Raw genomic sequence first — 16338 nt, forward strand, 5'->3', positions numbered from 1 at the left:
GTGCGTCACGGCATGACGTCCCCGCTGTTCGGGTGGAGCGTCTGCCCGACGTAGACGTCGCCGTCGGGTGAGGCGGCGAGCAGCAGGACGCTCGGCGTGATCTCCTCGACGCGGGCGAAGCGGCCGAGCGGCAGCTCGGCGGTCTTCTGCTGCTTCCACTCGTCGTCGAGGTCGCCGGTCATGTCGGTGTCGACGGGGCCGGGCGCGACGGCGTTGACGAGCACCCCGTGCGCGGCGACCTCGCGGGCGAGCGACCTGGTGAACCCGATGACGCCGGCCTTGGCGGCGCTGTAGTGCGCCATCCCGGGCGCCCCCTTGACCGCGAGCTGCGAGGTGACGTTGACGACGCGACCCCAGCCCTGCTCGCGCATCCCCGGCAACGCCTCGTGGGTGCAGAGGTAGACGCTGCGCAGGTCGCTCGCGACCATCGCGTCCCACTGCTCCACCGGCATCTCCTCCAGCGGCGACTCGTCGAGCGTCCCGGCGTTGTTGACGAGCACGTCGAGGCCGCCCAGCTGCTCACGCGCGGTGCGGACGACGTGGACCGCCTCGTCGGCGTCGGACACGTCCCCCACGGCGGCGATCCCGTGACCGCCGGCCTCCTCGCAACGACGGATCACGTCCTCGAGCGCGTCGGACCGCGATCGCCCGTTGACCGCGACGGCCGCGCCCTCCCGCGCGAACGCGACTGCGACGTCCGCGCCTATCCCCCTGCTGCCACCCGTCACGAGCACCCGTCGCCCTCCGAACCGTCGTGTCATGGTCCGGGTCCTACCCGTCGCGTGCCCCGGGATGCTCCCGTCGGCCGAGGCGAGTAGTCAGGGGCGATGACGTCGCCGTCCGTGGGCCGTGCCGCGCAGTCGTCCGTCTACCGCGCGGGGGCGCTGGGGACCCGACCGTGGGTACCCGTCGCACCGGTCCGGCTCGAGCGCGCGGCCCGACGGGCGATGAGCCGGCGGGCGTGGGCGTACGTCGCCGGCTCGGCCGGGACCGAGGCGACCGCAGCCGCGAACCGAGCGGCCTTCGACCGGTGGCACCTGGTCCCGCGGGTGCTGCGGGACGTCGCGACGCGCGACCTGTCGACCGAGGTCCTCGGGCGACACCGCGACACCCCGCTCGTGCTCGCGCCCATGGGGGCGATGGGCCTCGTGCGGGGGGACGCCGACGTGGCCGTGGCCCGCGCGGCGGCCGCGGCGGGCGTCCCCTACGTCGCCTCGACGCAGGCGTCGGCGCCGATGGAGGAGACGGCCCGGGCGGTCGACGGGGCGGAGTGGTGGTTCCAGCTGTACTGGAGCAAAGACGACGAACTCGTGACGAGCCTCGTGCGCCGCGCGGAGGCGGCCGGGGCGTCGGCGCTCGTCGTCACCCTCGACACCCACGTGCTCGGCTGGCGGGCACGCGACCTCGACCTCGGTCACCTGCCGTTCGCGCGCGGCGAGGGGATCGCGCAGTACACCTCCGACCCCGTGTTCGTCGACCTCGTGCGCCGCCGCGCGGCGGCGGCGGTCGCCAGCGGACCGCGGCCGCGCCCGACCCCCGCCGCGTTGGCCACCCTCGCCTCGATCGCCCGCCGCCACCCGGGCAGGTCGTTCGCCGAGAGGCTGCGCTCACCCCTTCCGCGCGCGGCCGTCGAGACCTTCCTCGACGTGTTCTCCCGGTCCGACCTCACGTGGGACCACCTCGCGTGGCTGCGCGAGCGGACGCGGCTGCCCATCGTCCTCAAGGGCATCCAGCACGCCGACGACGCCGAGCGGGCCCTCGACGCCGGCGTCGACGGCGTCGTCGTCTCCAACCACGGCGGGCGGCAGGTCGACGGGGCGGTCGGTGCCCTCGACGCCCTGCCGGCGGTGGTCGCCCGGGTCGACGGCCGGGTACCTGTGCTCTTCGACAGCGGGGTGCGGGGAGGAGCCGACGTCGCGAAGGCGCTGGCGCTCGGTGCCGACCTCGTCGGGCTCGGTCGGCCGTGGGCGTACGGCCTCGCCGTCGGCGGGTCCGAGGGTGTGGACGAGGTGCTCCGCAACGTGCTCGCGGAGCTCGACCTCACGATGGCGCTGGTCGGAGTGCGAACCGTCCGGGACCTGCGTGACGACGACGTCCTGGTCCCGGCGACGGGGCGGTGAGGCCGCCCGGAGGGAGCCGGTATGCTGCCTGCTCGCAGGGCCGCAGCGCCCTCGCGCGGATGTAGTTCAATGGTAGAACTTCAGCTTCCCAAGCTGACGGTGCGGGTTCGATTCCCGTCATCCGCTCACTCGTCTCGAGCGCCTCAGCGGCCGCCCTGGTTCATGTACACCACGCAGGGCTACCGTTACTTCGTGGCGCTCACCATCAAGAACGCGTCCACGGAGGCGCTCGCCCGCGCCGTGGCGGAGCGGACAGGCGAGGGGCTGACGCAAGCGGTCACGACCGCGCTCGAGGAGAGGCTCGCGAGACTTGCTCGCGACGCCGACCGCGACGCGCGCCGCCGCCGCCTCCTGGATCTGGCGGCCGATGCCGGGCGGCGCTGGCCCGACCACCTCGTGACGGTCGAGCACGGCGACCTCCTCTACGACGAGAGGGGCCTGCCGCGGTGATCGTCGACACTTCTGCGGTCGTCGCCGTCCTCCGCGACGAGCCCGATGCGGCGCGCTACGTCGAGGCGATGCTGGACGACCGGCTGCTCATGGCGGCGCCGACGTGGGTGTAGACCTCGGTCGTCGTCGACGCCGCGGGCGACGACCCTGTGCTCAGCGCTCGCCTCGACAGGTTCGCCCGCGAGATCGGTCTCCGTGTCGAGCCCTTCACCGACGAGCACGCTGCACTGGCGCGCGAGGCGTACCGACGCTTCGGGCGCGGGTCAGGACATCCTGCGCGGTTGAACCTCGGCGACTGCTACTCGTACGCGTTGGCCGCCGCCACGGGTGAGCGGTTGCTCTTCAAGGGCGACGACTTCGGGTACACCGATCTGCAGCCCGCGCTCGAGGTCTGAGACCGGTGACCGGTCGCGGGCCGCGCCTCGACGCGACCCACGACCGGCCCTGTCACCGGTGGATCAGCGCGCGCCGCCCTGACCGCGGTTGGTGCTCGAGGACTTCGCCCGCGACTGCAGGACGAAAAGACCCTCGTCCGAGCTCGTCGCGACGACCTTCCCGTCGCCGAAGAACGGGTAGTTGCCCCACGTGCCGGCGAACGCGGTCGCGTCGTCGGCCGGGTACACGTCGAAGTAGCCGCGCATCGTGAGCCGGCCCTTGTCGGCCTTCCACGAGTCGTAGAGCCACACGCCGGACGTGTAGTTGGACTGGTACAGCAGACCGTCGAGCACGAACATGTTGTGGTCGATGGACGTGTTGCCGTCGCCGTGCTCGCCGATCACCCTCGCGTCGTCGAGGTCGGTGAGGTCCCAGATGAACGTCGTGCGCTCCGGGACCGCGCCCGACAGCTCGTCGAGCTCGTCCCCGAGGAAGAAGTACGTCTGGTCCTCGCTCCACCACCCCTGGTGGGTGTAGATGTCGCCGACCTCCAGGCCCTCCTCGTAGTACGTGAGGCGGTCGATGACCGTGATGTCGGAGGCGTCGGTCGCGTCGTAGATCGTCACGGTGTCCTCGTTCGACCCGATGCAGATCTCACGACCCTGGTAGTCGGCGTCCGGACCGCTGTAGGCCACGCAGTGGATGTCGTGGCTGTAGCCGTCGGCGTTCATGCAGCCGATGAGCTTCGGGGCGTTCGGGTCGGTCGCGACGTCGTAGACGAGCGCCCCGCCGCTGCCGTTGAGCACCGGGAAGCCCGGGTTCGGCGTCCCGCACTCGTCGGCGACGTCGTACACGGACCCGACGACGTACATCCGCCCCGTCTCGACGTTGAGGGAGACGTTGTGCGACTGGGTCACGTCGTCGATCTGCGCCGTCTTCTCGATGGTCCCCGGACCCGTGCGCCCGCGGAACTGCGTGAGGTCGACGACCTGGATGCCGAAGCCGTCGAGGTCGCCGGTCGCCGGGTTGTACGTGGCGAGGTCGATGGCCTCGGCGACGATGTAGGCGGTGTCCTCGTAGACCCGCACGTCGCCCCAGATGTTGCCCTGGTCGCCGGGCGCGGAGGACTCCAGCGTGCCGAGGTAGACGGGGTTCTCGCCGTCCGTGACGTCGACGAAGGCGGTGCCCTCGAAGCTGCCGACGATCGCGACCTGCATCCCGGTCTCGGAGTCCTCCCAGCCCCACAGGTCGTTGAGGAACGTCGCCTCGAGGTCGGGCAGGGGCGTGAAGGAGGCGAGATCCACCTTGTGGCAGGGGAAGATCCCCGCCATCCCGTCCTCGCACCGCACCCCGGACTGCGCCTCCATCGGCACCCCACCCGGGCTGACGTCCTCCACGACGCCGGTGTAGTTGGTGCCCTTGAGCACCGTGGTCGCGTCGCCGCCGAAGTCGTGGACCGGGTGGCCGGACGCGGGCTGTACCGCCACGACCGTCATCGCCGCCACGATGGCGGCCGCGCCGCCGATCCGTGCTGTTCGCCTCATCGCGAATCTCCTCCGCCGCCGGGGGGTCTGCTCCGGCGGACCCGAGGGACCCTAGGCGGGACGGCGGACAGACACGCCGAAACCACTCGAATCGGCCGACCGGACGGTCGGACTCCCGTCAGCGGGCCTTGTTCTTCACCTCGACGCCGCCGAACAGCGCCGTCGCCCGGACGTCGAGCACGGGTGCGCCGTCGACGGGCGTGCCGTTGCCGGACGTCTTGTCGTCGAGCCCGCCGAAGAGCGGCAGCCCGTGGAGGGTGACGCGGGTGTCCTCCGGCACGATCACCTCGACCCCACCGAAGAGGGCGAACGCGTCGACCCGGGCCCCGGGCGCGACGCGGGCGTCACGGAGGTCGAGGGTGGCCCCACCCAGGACGGCGGCGACGTCCGCGTGCTCGAAGTGCGAAGACCGGCTGCGGGTCTCGGACCCGCCGAGCAGGGCGACCGTGGTGCCCGACTCCGACGCCGTCGGGTCGCCGGACCTGCGACGCAGCCCTGTCAGCAGCAGCCACGAGCCGACGAGGATCGCGAGAGTCGGCCAGAGCCAGACGCTGAGCGAGACCTCGACGAGGCGTCCCACTTGCAGCACGACACCGACGACGGTCACGACGACCGGGCCGAGCGACACGCGTCGTTCGGCGAGCACCGAGAGGAGGCCGAGCGCGATGAGCGCGAGCGGCCACCACTGCGACAGCACCGCACCTGCGTCGAGCACCTCGACCGCGTCGAGGAGCCACACCGCGCCGACCGTGATGAGCAGACCCGCGACCCACACCCGCACGACCATCGTCACCATCTCCTCCGGAGGACGTCAGCGTCCCGCGGCCCGGAGCGACCGTGCCGGGACCAAGGTCACGACGTCACATCCGACGGGCCGGCGGTGCTGTAGAGGTATGGACCTCATCCGGCACGGCGGCAGCGCGGCGACGCTGCCCGGGCCACCGGTGCTGCGGACCGACGCGCAGGGGAAGGAGACGGGGAGCGTGACGACGGGCGCCCGGCAGCAGCCGGTGCGGGAGGACCTCGAGGACGTCTTCCGCGCCGCCTACCCCCGAGTCGTCGCCGTCGCGGCACGGGTCCTCGGGGCCCGCAGCGAGGCGGAGGACGTCGCCCAGGAGGTCTTCCTCTCCTTCGCACGCTCCGACGTGCCGCCCGGCCAGGCGCCGGGCTGGCTGTCGGTCGCCGCGGCGCACACGGCGCTCAACCACCTGCGCACCGACCGCCGCCGCGCCTCCCGCGAGGAGGCCGTGACCACGCACCACGACCACGCGCCGGACGTCGCCGACGAGGTCGTCACCTCCGACGAGCGGCGCCGGGTGCGGGCGCTGCTCGCCCGGTTGCCTCACCGCCAGGGCGTCGCACTCGTCCTGCGGCACAGCGGCCACAGCTACGCCGAGATCGCCGCCGCCCTCGACCTCGCCCCCGCCGGTGTCGGTACGACGCTGCGCCGGGCCGAGGCCGCCCTTCGTGAGGAGATGGATCGCCATGGCACACCCGACTGACGGCACGCTGCGACGGCTCGTCGACGAGCCGCACGGCGTGAGCGACACCGAGCGCGACCACGTCGTCGCGTGCGCCACCTGCGCGGCGGCGCTCGGCTCCGTGCGGGACGACGCCGCCCGCGCCGCCCTGCTGCTCGACGACCCGGCCGTCGGGCGGCACGAGGACGACGTCGACGCCGCGTGGCAGCGGCTCTCCACCGCCCTCGCACACGACGTCGCCCCGGTGACCGCCCTCCCCCGGGGCGCGGTGCCGGCGCGTCGCCGCTGGCGGCGGGCCCTGCGCAGCCCCGCCGCGGCGCTCGTCACCACCGCGGCCGTGCTCGCCGGCGCCGGCGCCGCCGCCGCGGGCGACTGGCTCCCGATCTTCCGGACCGAGCGCGTCGCCGCGCCCGACGCCACCCGGGCCGAGCTCGTCACGCTGCCCGAGCCGGAGGACCTCGACGCCTACGGCACGCTCGAGGTCCTCGCCCCGCCCGAGGTCCGTGAGGTCGACGGTGCGGCGGCCGCGGAGGCTGCGACGGGTCTCGCCGTCCCTGTCGTGCACGACCTCCCGCGGGGCGTGACGGGCAGCCCCCGGCTGCTCGTCGCCGGGCAGGTGAGCGCGGAGTTCACGTTCTCGGAGGAGGAGGCCGCGCGGACGGCCGCCGAGCTCGGCGCCGCCCTCGAGCCGGTCCCGGGGGGCCTCGACGGGACCCGGTTCCGCCTCGTCGCCGGACCCGGTCACGCGAGCGTGTGGTCGGAGGCGCGTGGGGTGCCCGCGCTCGTCGTCGGCCGCGCCGTCGCGCCCACCGCGTTCTCGACGGGCGTCCCGCTCGAGGAGGCCGTGGAGTTCCTCGCGAGCCTGCCCGGGCTCCCGCCCGGCACGGCACGGACGCTCACCGAGTTCGCCGGTGACGGCGCCACGCTGCCGCTGCCGATCGGGACCGACGAGGCGACGACGACGACCGCCGACGTCGGCGGGGTCGACGCCACCGTCGTCACCGCCCGCGACGGGACGGCGGCCGGGGTCGTGTGGGTCGAGGACGGCGTCGTGACCGCCGTCGCCGGGTCGCTCGGCGGTGACGAGGTCCTCGCCGTCGCCCGTGGGCTTCGCGACCGGTGACCGCCCGGACGGACGTGCCGGTCCCCGCCCACGACTCGCCCGCGGTGTGGTGCTCCGGGCTGCGGAAGCGGTACGGGCGCCGCACCGCCGTCGACGACGTGTCGTTCGCGGTCGGGCGCGGGCGGGTCGTCGGGCTGCTCGGACCGAACGGCGCGGGCAAGACGACGGTCATCAAGAGCCTGCTCGGCCTCGTCCGTCCCGACGCAGGGGAGGTGATGCTCCTCGGTCGGCCCGCGACCGAGCCCGTGTCCCGCGCCGCCGTCGGCTACCTGCCCGAGCTGTTCCGCTACCAGCCGTGGCTCACCCCGGCCGAGGTGCTGCGCCTCCACGTGCGGCTCGCAGGGGCACGCGTCTCCGGCGCGGAGCAGCGGGACCGGCTCGCGCTCGTCGGGCTCGACGACCGTGCCGACGACCGCGTCGGCGGGTTCTCCAAGGGCATGCAGCAGCGGCTCGGCCTCGCCGTCGCCCTCGTCGCCCGCCCGGAGCTCGTCGTCCTCGACGAGCCGACCTCGGCCCTGGACCCGCTGGGCCGTGCCGACGTCCGCGACGTCCTCCTCGGGCTGCGGGAGTCGGGGGTCGCCGTGCTCCTCAACTCCCACCTCATCGGGGAGGTCGAGCGCGTCTGCGACCACGTCGTCGTCCTCGACCACGGCCGCGTCGCCGCGTCCGGCAGCCTCGAGGAGCTGCTGGGCCGCCGCGGCCTGCGGCTGCGCCTCGGCGGCCTGGACGCGCGTGCGCTCGCGCGCCTGGCGTCGGTGGGGACGCTCGAGCGGCAGGGAGACGTCGTGACCGTCACCTTGCCGACCGCGGGTGCGGAGCCCGACGCCAACGACCGCCGCGTCCCGGACCTCGTCGCCGACCTCGTCGCGCTCGGCGTCCGGGTCCACTCCGTCGAGCCCGTCCGGATGAGTCTCGAGGAGCGGCTCCTCGACATCCTCCGGAGTGCGACGCCGGCGCAGGAGGTGGCGTCGTGAGCGCCCGTGTCGTCCTCACGGTCGCCGCCCTCACGCTGCGGGAGACGAGCCGCCGCCGCGTCATCCGGGCGCTCGTCGTCCTCACCGCGCTTCTCCTCACCCTCAGCGCGTGGGGGTTCTCCCGGCTCGCGGTCCTCGAGCTCGACGGGGGCGCCCTCACGTCGGGGGAGGCCCGGCTGACGGCGTCGATCGTGCTCAACCTCGTGATGTTCGGGCTCAGCCTCATCGCCGCCCTCGGCACGACCTTCCTCGCCGGTCCCTCCCTCGCCGGCGACCTCGAGTCCGGTACGGCACTCGCGGTGCTCGCCCGCCCGGTGCGTCGCTCCGCGGTGCTCGTCGGCAAGTGGCTGGGTCTGGCCGCCTTCGGCAGCGGCTTCGTCCTGGTCGCCGGCCTCGCGCAGCTGCTCGTCGTGCGGCTCAGCGTCGGCTACACCCCGCCCGACCCCGTCGAGGGCCTGCTCCTGCTCGCCTTCCAGACCACCGTGCTCCTCACGCTCGGCCTGCTCCTGTCGACCGCGGTGTCGCCGATGGCGTCGGGGATCGTCGCCGTCGGGCTCTTCGGGACGACGTGGATCGCGGGCGTCGTCGGCGGGGTCGGCGCGGCGTTCGGTCCGGAGAGCCTCGCGCGGGTGGGGACGGTGTCGCGGATGCTCCTGCCCACGGACGGGCTGTGGCGTGGCGCGATGAACGCCTTCCAGGACCCGACCGCCCTCCTCCAGATGGCCGGTGACGACGTCGCCGGCGGGTTCCCGTTCCTCGGTCCCGAGCCGATCGCGTGGGGGTTCGTCCTCTACAGCGCCGGGTGGGTCGCGGTCGTCCTCGCGCTCGCCGTCCTGGTGCTGAGCCGCCGCGACGTGTAGCGGCTCAAACTGCTCTTGGGGCTACAACGCCTGCGCCGCAGGAATGGTGGACGCGAGATCGCCCTGTCCGGCGCTATACCCCCTGTGCCGCAGGGAGAGTAGACGCGAGATCGCCCTGTCCGGCGCTATATCCCCTGTGCCGCAGGGCTGGTGGACGCCGGCCCTGCGCCCGTCACAGGCGGCGAAGGGTCTCCTCGTCCTCCGCGCCGCCGTAGCTGCGCTCGAGGACGGTCCGGAACACCGGCTCGGCCGGGTCGGCGTGGGCGAACAGGGTCATGGACGAGCGGAGCTTGAGGGCGTCGACGTCGCCGAGCAGGCGCACCGGATCGGGGTCGGCGAGCGAGGCCACGACGTCGGACGCCTCGCGCAGTCGCGCGCCGAGCACCGGGTGGGCGAGGTACGCCCGGGCGGAGTCGAGCCCGTCGAGGGCGTAGTGCTGCGCGGTCCTGCTGCGGCCCAGCCCCGCCAGCTGCGGGAACACGAACCACATCCAGTGCGACCGCTTCCGGCCGGCGCGCAGCTCGGCGAGGGCGGCCTCGTACGTGCCGCCGGAGTCCTGCGCGGTGAGGAACCGTCCGAGGTCGGGGTCGTTCACGACCCGTCCCGGTAGGTGTCGGCCGCCTCCTCCTCCGGTCGCGGGGGCACCGTCTCGTCGGTCTCGAGGACCTCGAGCTCGTGGTCGGGCTGCTCGCTCATGGCGTCCAGGGTGGCACCTCGGACAGGACGGGGCCTCGCGGGACCGATGTCCCGCGGGACCAGGCGTCACGTGCGTCGGACGCCGTGCGCGCCGGGTCACGGGGCGTCAGGGTTCTCCTGCCAGACGCTGGTCGGCCGCATCACCCGACCCGGACTCGTCCGCACGGGCGTCCCCCTCTGACCTCGGAGACCGGAGACCACCATGAGCGACACCTCACCGACGGACCTCGACACCACGTTTCTGCGGTCGGCACGACAGCGAGGCGGCGTCGATCTCGACGGGTTCCTCGTGCACGAGCTCGTGCCGGCGACCGCGACCGGCGGTCGACTGGCGGTGGTCGACCACGTCCTGCCGCCTCGCAGCCTCGCCTCGCCGTGGCACGTCCACGCCCGCACGGTGGAGATCAGCGTCGTCGTGCAGGGCACCGTCGGCGTCCGGATCGGCGACGAGGAGATGACCGCGGGCCCCGGCGACGTCGTGCACAAGCCGGCGGGTGTCTGGCACGCGTTCTGGAACCCCGGTGAGGAGCAGGCCCGGCTCGTCGAGCTCATCACGCCGGCCGGCTTCGAGCGCTTCTTCTGGGACCTGGCGAAGTCGGTCGGAGCCCAGGGCTCGGACCTCGACCGGATAGCGGAGGTCGCCGCGGAGCACGACATCGTCGTCGACCCGACGTCCGTCGAGTGGCTCGTCAGCCGCTACGGCCTCGAGGGTTGACCCCTGCTCCCAGCGCTTCTCACACCTCGGTGACGTCGAACAGCCGCCGGGGCCGGACCAGCTCGTCCTGCGCGGCGACGAGCAGCAGCTCGCGCGAGCCGGCGTCCGCGGTCGCCTTGAGCAGACCCCACACCGACGCGGTCGTCGCGGCCAGCGCGTCCGGTGCGGACCGCGTCGTCGCCCAGTGCCGGAGGAACAGCGCCGCGGTGGCGTCCCCCGCGCCGTTGACGCTCAGCGGCAGGCGCGGGGTGCGCACCCGCCAGTGCCGACCACCCTCCGAGGCGAGCAGGTCGACGGCGTCGGCGGGGGTGTCGTCGACGTCGAGCGACGTCGTGAGGACGACACGCGGCCCGACGGCCTGCAGGTCCGCGACCGCGGCCGTCACCTCGGCGAGACTGGTCGTCGTGCGTCCCGTGAGGAGGTCGAGCTCGAAGTGGTTGGGCGTGGCGACGTCCGCCGCGGGCAGCGCGACGTCGCGCAAGAGCTCCTCGATGCCGGGCCGCACGAAGACGCCACGGCCGACGTCGCCGATCACGGGGTCGCAGCAGTACAGGGCCTCCGGGTTCGCGCGCTTGACCCGGGCGACCGCGGCCACCACGGCGTGGCCGACGTCGGCCGAGCCGAGGTAGCCCGACAGCACCGCGTCGCACGTCGGCAGCACCCCGCGCTCGCCGATGCCGTCGACGAGCTCGTCGATGCTCGCCCCGTCGAACACCCGGCCCCGCCAGCTGCCGTAGCCGGTGTGGTTGGAGAACTGCACGGTGTGGACCGGCCACACCTCCGTGCCCAGCCGCTGCAGCACGAACGTGGCCGAGGCGTTGCCGACGTGGCCGTAGGCGACGTGGGACTGGATCGAGAGGACGTTCACGCGCGGCAGGGTACGGGCGCCGGGCCGGGCTCCGGTCGTCGGCGCACGACGCGGACGCCTGCGGCGAGGACCACACCGACGATCGCGACGAGGACGACGAGACCGTGCGGCGGCCACACGTCGAGCGCGACGCCACCGGCGACCGGTCCGACGGTGGCGCCGGCCTCGTAGGAGACGAGGAAGGCGCCGTTGGCCGTCGCCAGCGACGTCGCCGGGACGCGCTCGCCGAGGACGGTGAGCCCGACCGCGTAGAAGCCCATCGCGACCCCGCCGAGCAGGGCCGCCGCGAGGACCGCCACCGGGCCGCGCGCCACCGCGAGGGCGAACAGCGTGCTCGTGACCGCGAGCGCCACCCCGAGGGAGCCCAGCAGGCGCAGCCGGTCGAGGCGGTCCGCGAGCCAGCCCACGGCGAGCTGCAGGAGGAGCCCCCCGACGAGGAACGCGGTGAGCAGCCGTAGCGCGAGGCTCGTGCCGGTGCCCGCGTCCAGGGCATAGCTCGGCAGCAGCGAGATCCAGCCGAACTCGGCCACCCCGCCGACGGCCGCGGCGGCCATCGCGAGCGGCGCCAACGCCACCGCCCCGCGCAGCGTGAGGCCCTGGTGCGCAGGGACGGCCGGTGCGAGCCTGCGCGCGGCCAGCAACGGCACGCACATGAGCAGGGTCGCGGCCGTGCCGACGAGGTACGGCGACCACACCTCCGTGCCGGTGCGCTCGAGGACGACCGGGCCGACGGCCCAACCCGTGAAGAGGAGCATCGCGTAGAGGGCGAGCACCCGGCCCCGGACCCGGTCGGGGACGACGGTGTTGATCCACGTCTCGCCGACGAGCCACGGGAGCGTGAGGCCGAGGTCGGAGACGAAGCGGAGCAGCACCCACCACCACGTGCCCTCGAGCACCGGCATGAGGAGGAACGTCGCACCGACGATGGCACCGCCGGCGACCATCGTCGGCACGGTGCCGAGGCGGGCGGCCAGCCGGGGGACCAGCGGGACGAGGAGGACGACGGCGAGGGAGGGCGCTGCGCCGGCCAGGCCGACGAGCCAGCCCGGCGCGCCCCACGAGTCGAGGCGCAGGCTCGTCACGGTGTAGCCGATGCCGTACGCGAGGCCGAGGCCGGCCGTCGACAGCAGGACGGCGGCGAGGCCCCACCAGCGGGTGCGGCTGTGGCGGGAGGCGGAGGCGTAACGACTGTTATGCATAACGCTTGTTACGATAGGTGGCGTGGCAGGCGACGTCAACGCGGGTGGTCGACGGCGGGAGATCGTCGCGGCCGTCTACCGCGTGCTCGCCCGCGACGGTCTCGAGGGGGCGACCCTGCGGCGCATCGCCACCGAGGCCGGGTGCACGACGGGGTCGGTGACCCACCACTTCGCGGACCGGCGCGCCCTGCTCGAGGCGACGGTCGACACGGCGGTGGAGGAGTCGATGGCGCGGCTGCTCGCGAGCTGGCGGCGCGAGGGTCCGCGGGCCGGTCTCGCCGAGATGCTCCCGCTCGACGAGACCCGTCGGCAGGAGGTGACCGTCTGGCTCGCCGGGGTCCAGGCCGGCGCCCAGGACCCCGAGCTCGCGGAGCGGCTGGCGAACCGGTGCGCCGCCGCGCAGGAGCGGCTCGTCGCCGAGCTGCGCGCCCGCCGTGGAGACGCCGACGGAGGTGCCACGGACGACGACGTCGAGCTCCTCGCCGACGAGGTGCTGAGCGCCGTGGACGGGCTCGCGGTCTACGCCGTCGCGGACCCCCGCCGCTACCCGCCCGAGCGGCAGCTCGCCCTCGTCGACCGCGTCCTCGAGCGGACGGGTCTCGCGTGAGCGACGAGGACCTCCTCACCGCACGGCTCACCGCGCTCGCCGCCCAGGAGCAGCGTCTGCTCGCGCAGCTGGACCGGGTCGTGGCGGCGTCCGAGCAGTCGAACGCCGACGACGAGCACGACCCCGAGGGCGCGACCATCGCGTGGGAGCGGCAGCAGCTCGCCGCGGTCCTCGACCAGGTGCGCCGCAGCCGCGCGGCGCTGGAGGAGGCGGTCGCCGCGCGCGCCCGCGGTGAGGCGACCACGTGCGAGCGCTGCGGCGCGACCATCGACCCGCGCCGGCTCGAGGCGCGGCCGGAGGCCCGCACGTGCATCGACTGCGCGCGATCGGTCGCTCGGCGGCGCTGACCGACCACGCTCGGTGTCGTCGGCGGTGACGGATCGTCAGGAAGTTGCCACGGCGCCGGCCGCGGTGGTTGCGTGCTGCGGGTCCCATGACAGTTGCGGCAATGACGCCGCGGCACACTGACGGAAGGACTCGACGATGAGACTCCGATCGACACACACGCGGAGGGGGTGGGTCGGCCTCGCAGGTTCGGCTGTGGTGCTGTCCCTCCTCACGGCTCCCGCCTTCGCCCACCCGGACGGTGCGGTCACCGACGAACCCGGCCACGAGGACGAGCACGGCAACCACGCCGACCCCACGCAGATCCAGCCGCCACCCGACCCGGCGGCGCCCCTGCTGGAGCACGACGCCTCCACGTCCGACGACATCGTCAGCAGCGGACCGAACGCCAAGGTCACGAAGAACCTCGCCGTCGCCGGGCGGGGCGAGCGACTGCTGGCCGACGGCACGACCGACGTGTGGTCGCACGACGGCTACGCCTACCTGGGCACCTTCAATGACCCCTGCGGCACCGGGGAGGGCTACGCCGAGGGCGGCGCCGTCGACCTCATCGACGACCGCACCGCGCCCGGCGTGGTGGTCTTCGACGTCCACAACCCCAACAAGGTCGAGTACGTCGGCAACCTGCCGTCGGTCGACGGCAGCCGGATCAACGACGTCAAGGTCGCGACCATGAGCGACGGCAGCGACGTCCTCGTCCACTCCAACGAGAGCTGTGACGGCGGCCCCGGCGGCTTCGAGATCTACGACGTGACCGACCCGAGCCACCCCGTCCACCTCGCCCACGTGCAGACCGACGACATCAACGTGCTGCTGCGGGAGCAGTTCGGCTACACGGACTTCGGGGTCCACAACAACTACCTGTTCAGCCGGGACGGTCGCGACTTCAACGCCGTCCAGGTCGAAGGGCTGCTCGGCAGCTTCCAGGTGTACGACATCACCGACCCGGCGAACGTCGAGCTCGTCTCGTGGTTCGGCGCCGAGTACCTGCTCGACCCGGGCGTCGACTGGGCGACGACGACCGACATAAGCGCGATCATCGAGGCCGAGGCGTACCTCTTCAGCGGGTACGGGGCGTCGCAGAACCGGTTCCTCCACGACCACTACGTGACACCGGACGGCGCGCAGGCGTACCTCGCCAACTGGGACGCCGGGCTCCTGCTCGTCGACCTGGGCGACCTCGACGGCTCGGCGGCGACGCTCGTCTCCCAGGCGATCGACCCGGCGAGCGAGGACGGCGAGGTCAACAGCCACTCCGTGTGGCCCACGGCCGACGGCACGATCGTCGTCGAGGGCGAGGAGGACTTCGCCCCCTTCGAGACCGTGTTCACCATCGACTCCGGACCCGCAGCGGGCGAGTACGCCGCGTCCGAGGGCGCCATCACCGTGCCCATCGACAGCCTTCCGGGCGACGAGATGAGCGGACCGACCGTCTACGTCGGTCTCGCGTGCAACGGCGACCCGCTGCCCGCCGCCACGGGTGACGGCCAGATCGCACTCATCCAGCGCGGCGTCTGCGCGTTCACCGACAAGATCAACAACGCGGACGCTGCCGGCTACGACGGCGTCGTCGTCTTCAACGACGCGGCCCGCGGTGATGCACTCGTCAGCATGGGCGGTGACCCGGTCGACCTGCCAGGCGTCTTCGTCGGCCACTCGGCCGGGCTCCTCATCGCCGGCGTCGGCTCCGCGGCGGACCTCGTGCTGGGAGCGGCCGGCGAGACCGTCACGGTCGCGGTGGAGCCCAACGGGTGGAGCGGCATGCGGATCTGGGACTACTCCAACCCGGCCAACCCGGTGCTCGCGAGCACGTTCAACACCGTGTGCAGCGCGGACCCGGTGGCCGACGGGTGCGACCCGCGCGGCACGTACTCCAGCCACAACGTCATCGTCGAAGGCACGAAGGCGTACATCAGCTGGTACTCCGACGGCGTGCTCGTGCTCGACGTGTCCGACCCGTACAACCCCGTCGAGGTGGCGAGGTACCACGAGTCGGGCCCGGAGTTCGAGGCCCGCAACGGCGGCATCCAGGACGTGTGGGGCATCCACAAGCAGGCCAGGTCGCCGTGGATCTACGCGTCCGACCGAAACGGCGGCCTGTATGTGCTCAAGGAGTACGGCGCAGGCTCCGCGAAGCAGGGCAAGGGCTGAGACGAGCCCGACGGCGGGGCGGTCCCGCGGCCTGTGCGCCGCGGGACCGGCCCGTTGGCCCGGGACCGGCTCCGCCGCGTGGCGCGCCGCCTCAGCCGGACCCGAACAGCGGCGGCAGGGCGAGCAGCATCGCGCTCGACCACGTGACGTGGGTGAGGACGGGGCCGAGGATCCCGCCGCTCGCGCGCCGCTGGAGTCCCAGCACCCCGCCGAGCACGACGGCGGCGAGGACGAGGACGGGGTTGCCGGTCGCGACGGTCGCGAGGGCGTAGATCGCGGTCGAGATGACGACGGGGTGCTCCCGGCCGATGGCGGCGAAGAGCCCGCCGCGGAAGAACACCTCCTCCGCGACCCCGTTGACGAGCGCGACCGTCCACACGAGCGGCACGACACCGGCGAAGAAGTGCGCGAGCACGTCGTCGACGTACCCCTCGGCGAGCGGCACCTGCCGCACGACGAGCGCCCCGACGACGAACACCGCCGCCACCGCGAGACCGAGGAGGACCGGCGTGACGACGGGTCGGCGCAGCGTCCCGCGGAACGGGATGCGGCCGAGGTGGAGCGGCCCGGAGAGGATGCCGCCGAGCACCCACACCCCGGCGGTCAGCAGGGTGAGCGGGTAGAACGCCGGGTCGCCGGGCTCGACGGCGAGCGAGACCCCGAGCAGCACCGCACCGACCACGAGAACGACGGCGACGACGAGGCGCCGGCGCCGGAACTCCGCGTCCGGCTGGGTGTGGTCGCGCTCGACCTTGTCGATGAGCGCGGGCGCGAGGGGTGCGAGCAGCCGCCGCCACACCGGTGTCGCGTCGCTCACCCGTCCCCGCCTG

At 73.6% G+C, this 16338-nt stretch carries 19 protein-coding genes and 1 tRNA gene; 13 read left to right on the top strand and 7 right to left on the bottom strand.

Annotation, left to right across the window (positions count from 1 at the left end; translation table 11 throughout):
- Nucleotides 1–5: 5 nt before the first annotated feature.
- Nucleotides 6–761 (bottom strand): 3-oxoacyl-ACP reductase family protein, encoded by a 756-nt coding sequence (locus WAB14_RS09225; RefSeq protein WP_340269291.1) that lies wholly within the window; start codon nucleotides 759–761, stop codon nucleotides 6–8.
- Nucleotides 762–827: 66 nt separating this feature from the next.
- Between WAB14_RS09225 and WAB14_RS09230 the strand changes: the two genes are divergently transcribed.
- From WAB14_RS09230 to WAB14_RS09250, 5 genes are all read left to right on the top strand, one after another.
- Nucleotides 828–2120: an alpha-hydroxy-acid oxidizing protein gene (locus tag WAB14_RS09230; RefSeq protein ID WP_340269292.1), complete on the top strand. Its 1293-nt coding sequence runs from the start codon at nucleotides 828–830 to the stop codon at nucleotides 2118–2120.
- 55 nt (nucleotides 2121–2175) lie between these two features.
- Nucleotides 2176–2246, top strand: a tRNA-Gly gene (locus tag WAB14_RS09235).
- Nucleotides 2247–2312: 66 nt separating this feature from the next.
- Nucleotides 2313–2570, top strand: a complete 258-nt coding sequence (locus tag WAB14_RS09240) for a type II toxin-antitoxin system VapB family antitoxin (protein WP_340269293.1) — start codon at nucleotides 2313–2315, stop codon at nucleotides 2568–2570.
- Nucleotides 2567–2683 (top strand): type II toxin-antitoxin system VapC family toxin, encoded by a 117-nt coding sequence (locus WAB14_RS09245; protein ID WP_340269294.1) that lies wholly within the window; start codon nucleotides 2567–2569, stop codon nucleotides 2681–2683. The genes WAB14_RS09240 and WAB14_RS09245 overlap by 4 nt, the downstream gene beginning before the upstream one ends.
- Before the next feature lie 36 nt (nucleotides 2684–2719).
- A complete protein-coding gene (locus tag WAB14_RS09250; protein ID WP_340269295.1) occupies nucleotides 2720–2965 on the top strand; it encodes a PIN domain-containing protein in 246 nt (81 codons plus the stop codon).
- A 63-nt stretch (nucleotides 2966–3028) separates the two neighbouring features.
- Here WAB14_RS09250 and WAB14_RS09255 read toward each other — a convergent pair whose 3' ends face one another.
- Both WAB14_RS09255 and WAB14_RS09260 read right to left on the bottom strand, forming a co-directional pair.
- Nucleotides 3029–4489 carry a choice-of-anchor B family protein gene (locus tag WAB14_RS09255; RefSeq protein WP_340269296.1) on the bottom strand — a complete coding sequence of 487 codons (1461 nt, stop codon included), beginning with the start codon at nucleotides 4487–4489 and terminating at the stop codon, nucleotides 3029–3031.
- 118 nt (nucleotides 4490–4607) lie between these two features.
- A complete protein-coding gene (locus tag WAB14_RS09260; protein ID WP_340269647.1) occupies nucleotides 4608–5276 on the bottom strand; it encodes a LiaF transmembrane domain-containing protein in 669 nt (222 codons plus the stop codon).
- Nucleotides 5277–5382: 106 nt separating this feature from the next.
- Here WAB14_RS09260 and WAB14_RS09265 point away from each other — a divergent pair, with 106 nt between their 5' ends.
- From WAB14_RS09265 to WAB14_RS09280, 4 genes are read left to right on the top strand one after another with little or no spacing between them, the layout of a single operon-like run.
- Nucleotides 5383–5991, top strand: coding sequence for a sigma-70 family RNA polymerase sigma factor (locus tag WAB14_RS09265; protein WP_340269297.1), 609 nt, complete (start codon nucleotides 5383–5385; stop codon nucleotides 5989–5991).
- Complete coding sequence (locus WAB14_RS09270; protein ID WP_340269298.1) at nucleotides 5975–7093, top strand: hypothetical protein; 1119 nt, start codon at nucleotides 5975–5977, stop codon at nucleotides 7091–7093. Before WAB14_RS09265 ends, WAB14_RS09270 begins: the two co-directional genes overlap by 17 nt.
- The gene (locus tag WAB14_RS09275; RefSeq protein ID WP_340269299.1) at nucleotides 7090–8067 is read left to right on the top strand and encodes an ABC transporter ATP-binding protein; all 978 of its coding nucleotides are present in this window, start codon (nucleotides 7090–7092) and stop codon (nucleotides 8065–8067) included. Before WAB14_RS09270 ends, WAB14_RS09275 begins: the two co-directional genes overlap by 4 nt.
- Nucleotides 8064–8927 (top strand): ABC transporter permease, encoded by an 864-nt coding sequence (locus WAB14_RS09280; protein WP_340269300.1) that lies wholly within the window; start codon nucleotides 8064–8066, stop codon nucleotides 8925–8927. Before WAB14_RS09275 ends, WAB14_RS09280 begins: the two co-directional genes overlap by 4 nt.
- Before the next feature lie 172 nt (nucleotides 8928–9099).
- On the opposite strand, the gene WAB14_RS09285 is transcribed toward WAB14_RS09280, so the two are convergent.
- Complete coding sequence (locus tag WAB14_RS09285; RefSeq protein ID WP_340269301.1) at nucleotides 9100–9522, bottom strand: DUF1810 domain-containing protein; 423 nt, start codon at nucleotides 9520–9522, stop codon at nucleotides 9100–9102.
- Between the two features lie 303 nt (nucleotides 9523–9825).
- On the opposite strand from WAB14_RS09285, the gene WAB14_RS09290 reads away from it, so the two are divergent.
- On the top strand, nucleotides 9826–10338 hold the full coding sequence (locus WAB14_RS09290; protein WP_340269302.1) for a cupin domain-containing protein: 513 nt from the start codon (nucleotides 9826–9828) through the stop codon (nucleotides 10336–10338).
- 19 nt (nucleotides 10339–10357) lie between these two features.
- On the opposite strand, the gene pdxY is transcribed toward WAB14_RS09290, so the two are convergent.
- Together pdxY and WAB14_RS09300 are read right to left on the bottom strand one after the other, a co-directional pair.
- Nucleotides 10358–11206: a pyridoxal kinase PdxY gene (gene pdxY, locus WAB14_RS09295; RefSeq protein ID WP_340269303.1), complete on the bottom strand. Its 849-nt coding sequence runs from the start codon at nucleotides 11204–11206 to the stop codon at nucleotides 10358–10360.
- The gene (locus WAB14_RS09300) at nucleotides 11203–12405 is read right to left on the bottom strand and encodes an MFS transporter (RefSeq protein WP_340269304.1); all 1203 of its coding nucleotides are present in this window, start codon (nucleotides 12403–12405) and stop codon (nucleotides 11203–11205) included. The genes pdxY and WAB14_RS09300 overlap by 4 nt, the downstream gene beginning before the upstream one ends.
- 22 nt (nucleotides 12406–12427) lie before the next feature.
- On the opposite strand from WAB14_RS09300, the gene WAB14_RS09305 reads away from it, so the two are divergent.
- The 3 genes from WAB14_RS09305 to WAB14_RS09315 all read left to right on the top strand — a co-directional run bounded on the left by WAB14_RS09305 (nucleotide 12428) and on the right by WAB14_RS09315 (nucleotide 15508).
- Entirely contained in the window at nucleotides 12428–13012 is a 585-nt protein-coding gene (locus WAB14_RS09305; RefSeq protein WP_340269305.1) for a TetR/AcrR family transcriptional regulator, read from the top strand.
- Entirely contained in the window at nucleotides 13009–13359 is a 351-nt protein-coding gene (locus WAB14_RS09310) for a TraR/DksA family transcriptional regulator (RefSeq protein ID WP_340269306.1), read from the top strand. Before WAB14_RS09305 ends, WAB14_RS09310 begins: the two co-directional genes overlap by 4 nt.
- A gap of 193 nt (nucleotides 13360–13552) precedes the next feature.
- Nucleotides 13553–15508, top strand: a complete 1956-nt coding sequence (locus tag WAB14_RS09315; protein WP_340269307.1) for a PA domain-containing protein — start codon at nucleotides 13553–13555, stop codon at nucleotides 15506–15508.
- A gap of 91 nt (nucleotides 15509–15599) precedes the next feature.
- On the opposite strand, the gene WAB14_RS09320 is transcribed toward WAB14_RS09315, so the two are convergent.
- Nucleotides 15600–16325, bottom strand: coding sequence for a CPBP family intramembrane glutamic endopeptidase (locus tag WAB14_RS09320; RefSeq protein WP_340269308.1), 726 nt, complete (start codon nucleotides 16323–16325; stop codon nucleotides 15600–15602).
- Nucleotides 16326–16338 lie beyond the last annotated feature (13 nt).

It is taken from the genome of Aquipuribacter nitratireducens, from assembly GCF_037860835.1.
Classification (GTDB): domain Bacteria; phylum Actinomycetota; class Actinomycetes; order Actinomycetales; family JBBAYJ01; genus Aquipuribacter; species Aquipuribacter nitratireducens.

Coding starts and splice junctions, on each gene's coding strand:
- WAB14_RS09225 (WP_340269291.1), bottom strand. CDS start 761: ATGACACGACGGTTCGGAGGGCGACGGGTGCTCGTGACGGGTGGCAGC.
- WAB14_RS09230 (WP_340269292.1), top strand. CDS start 828: ATGACGTCGCCGTCCGTGGGCCGTGCCGCGCAGTCGTCCGTCTACCGC.
- WAB14_RS09255 (WP_340269296.1), bottom strand. CDS start 4,489: ATGAGGCGAACAGCACGGATCGGCGGCGCGGCCGCCATCGTGGCGGCG.
- WAB14_RS09260 (WP_340269647.1), bottom strand. CDS start 5,276: ATGGTCGTGCGGGTGTGGGTCGCGGGTCTGCTCATCACGGTCGGCGCG.
- WAB14_RS09265 (WP_340269297.1), top strand. CDS start 5,383: ATGGACCTCATCCGGCACGGCGGCAGCGCGGCGACGCTGCCCGGGCCA.
- WAB14_RS09270 (WP_340269298.1), top strand. CDS start 5,975: ATGGCACACCCGACTGACGGCACGCTGCGACGGCTCGTCGACGAGCCG.
- WAB14_RS09290 (WP_340269302.1), top strand. CDS start 9,826: ATGAGCGACACCTCACCGACGGACCTCGACACCACGTTTCTGCGGTCG.
- WAB14_RS09300 (WP_340269304.1), bottom strand. CDS start 12,405: ATGCATAACAGTCGTTACGCCTCCGCCTCCCGCCACAGCCGCACCCGC.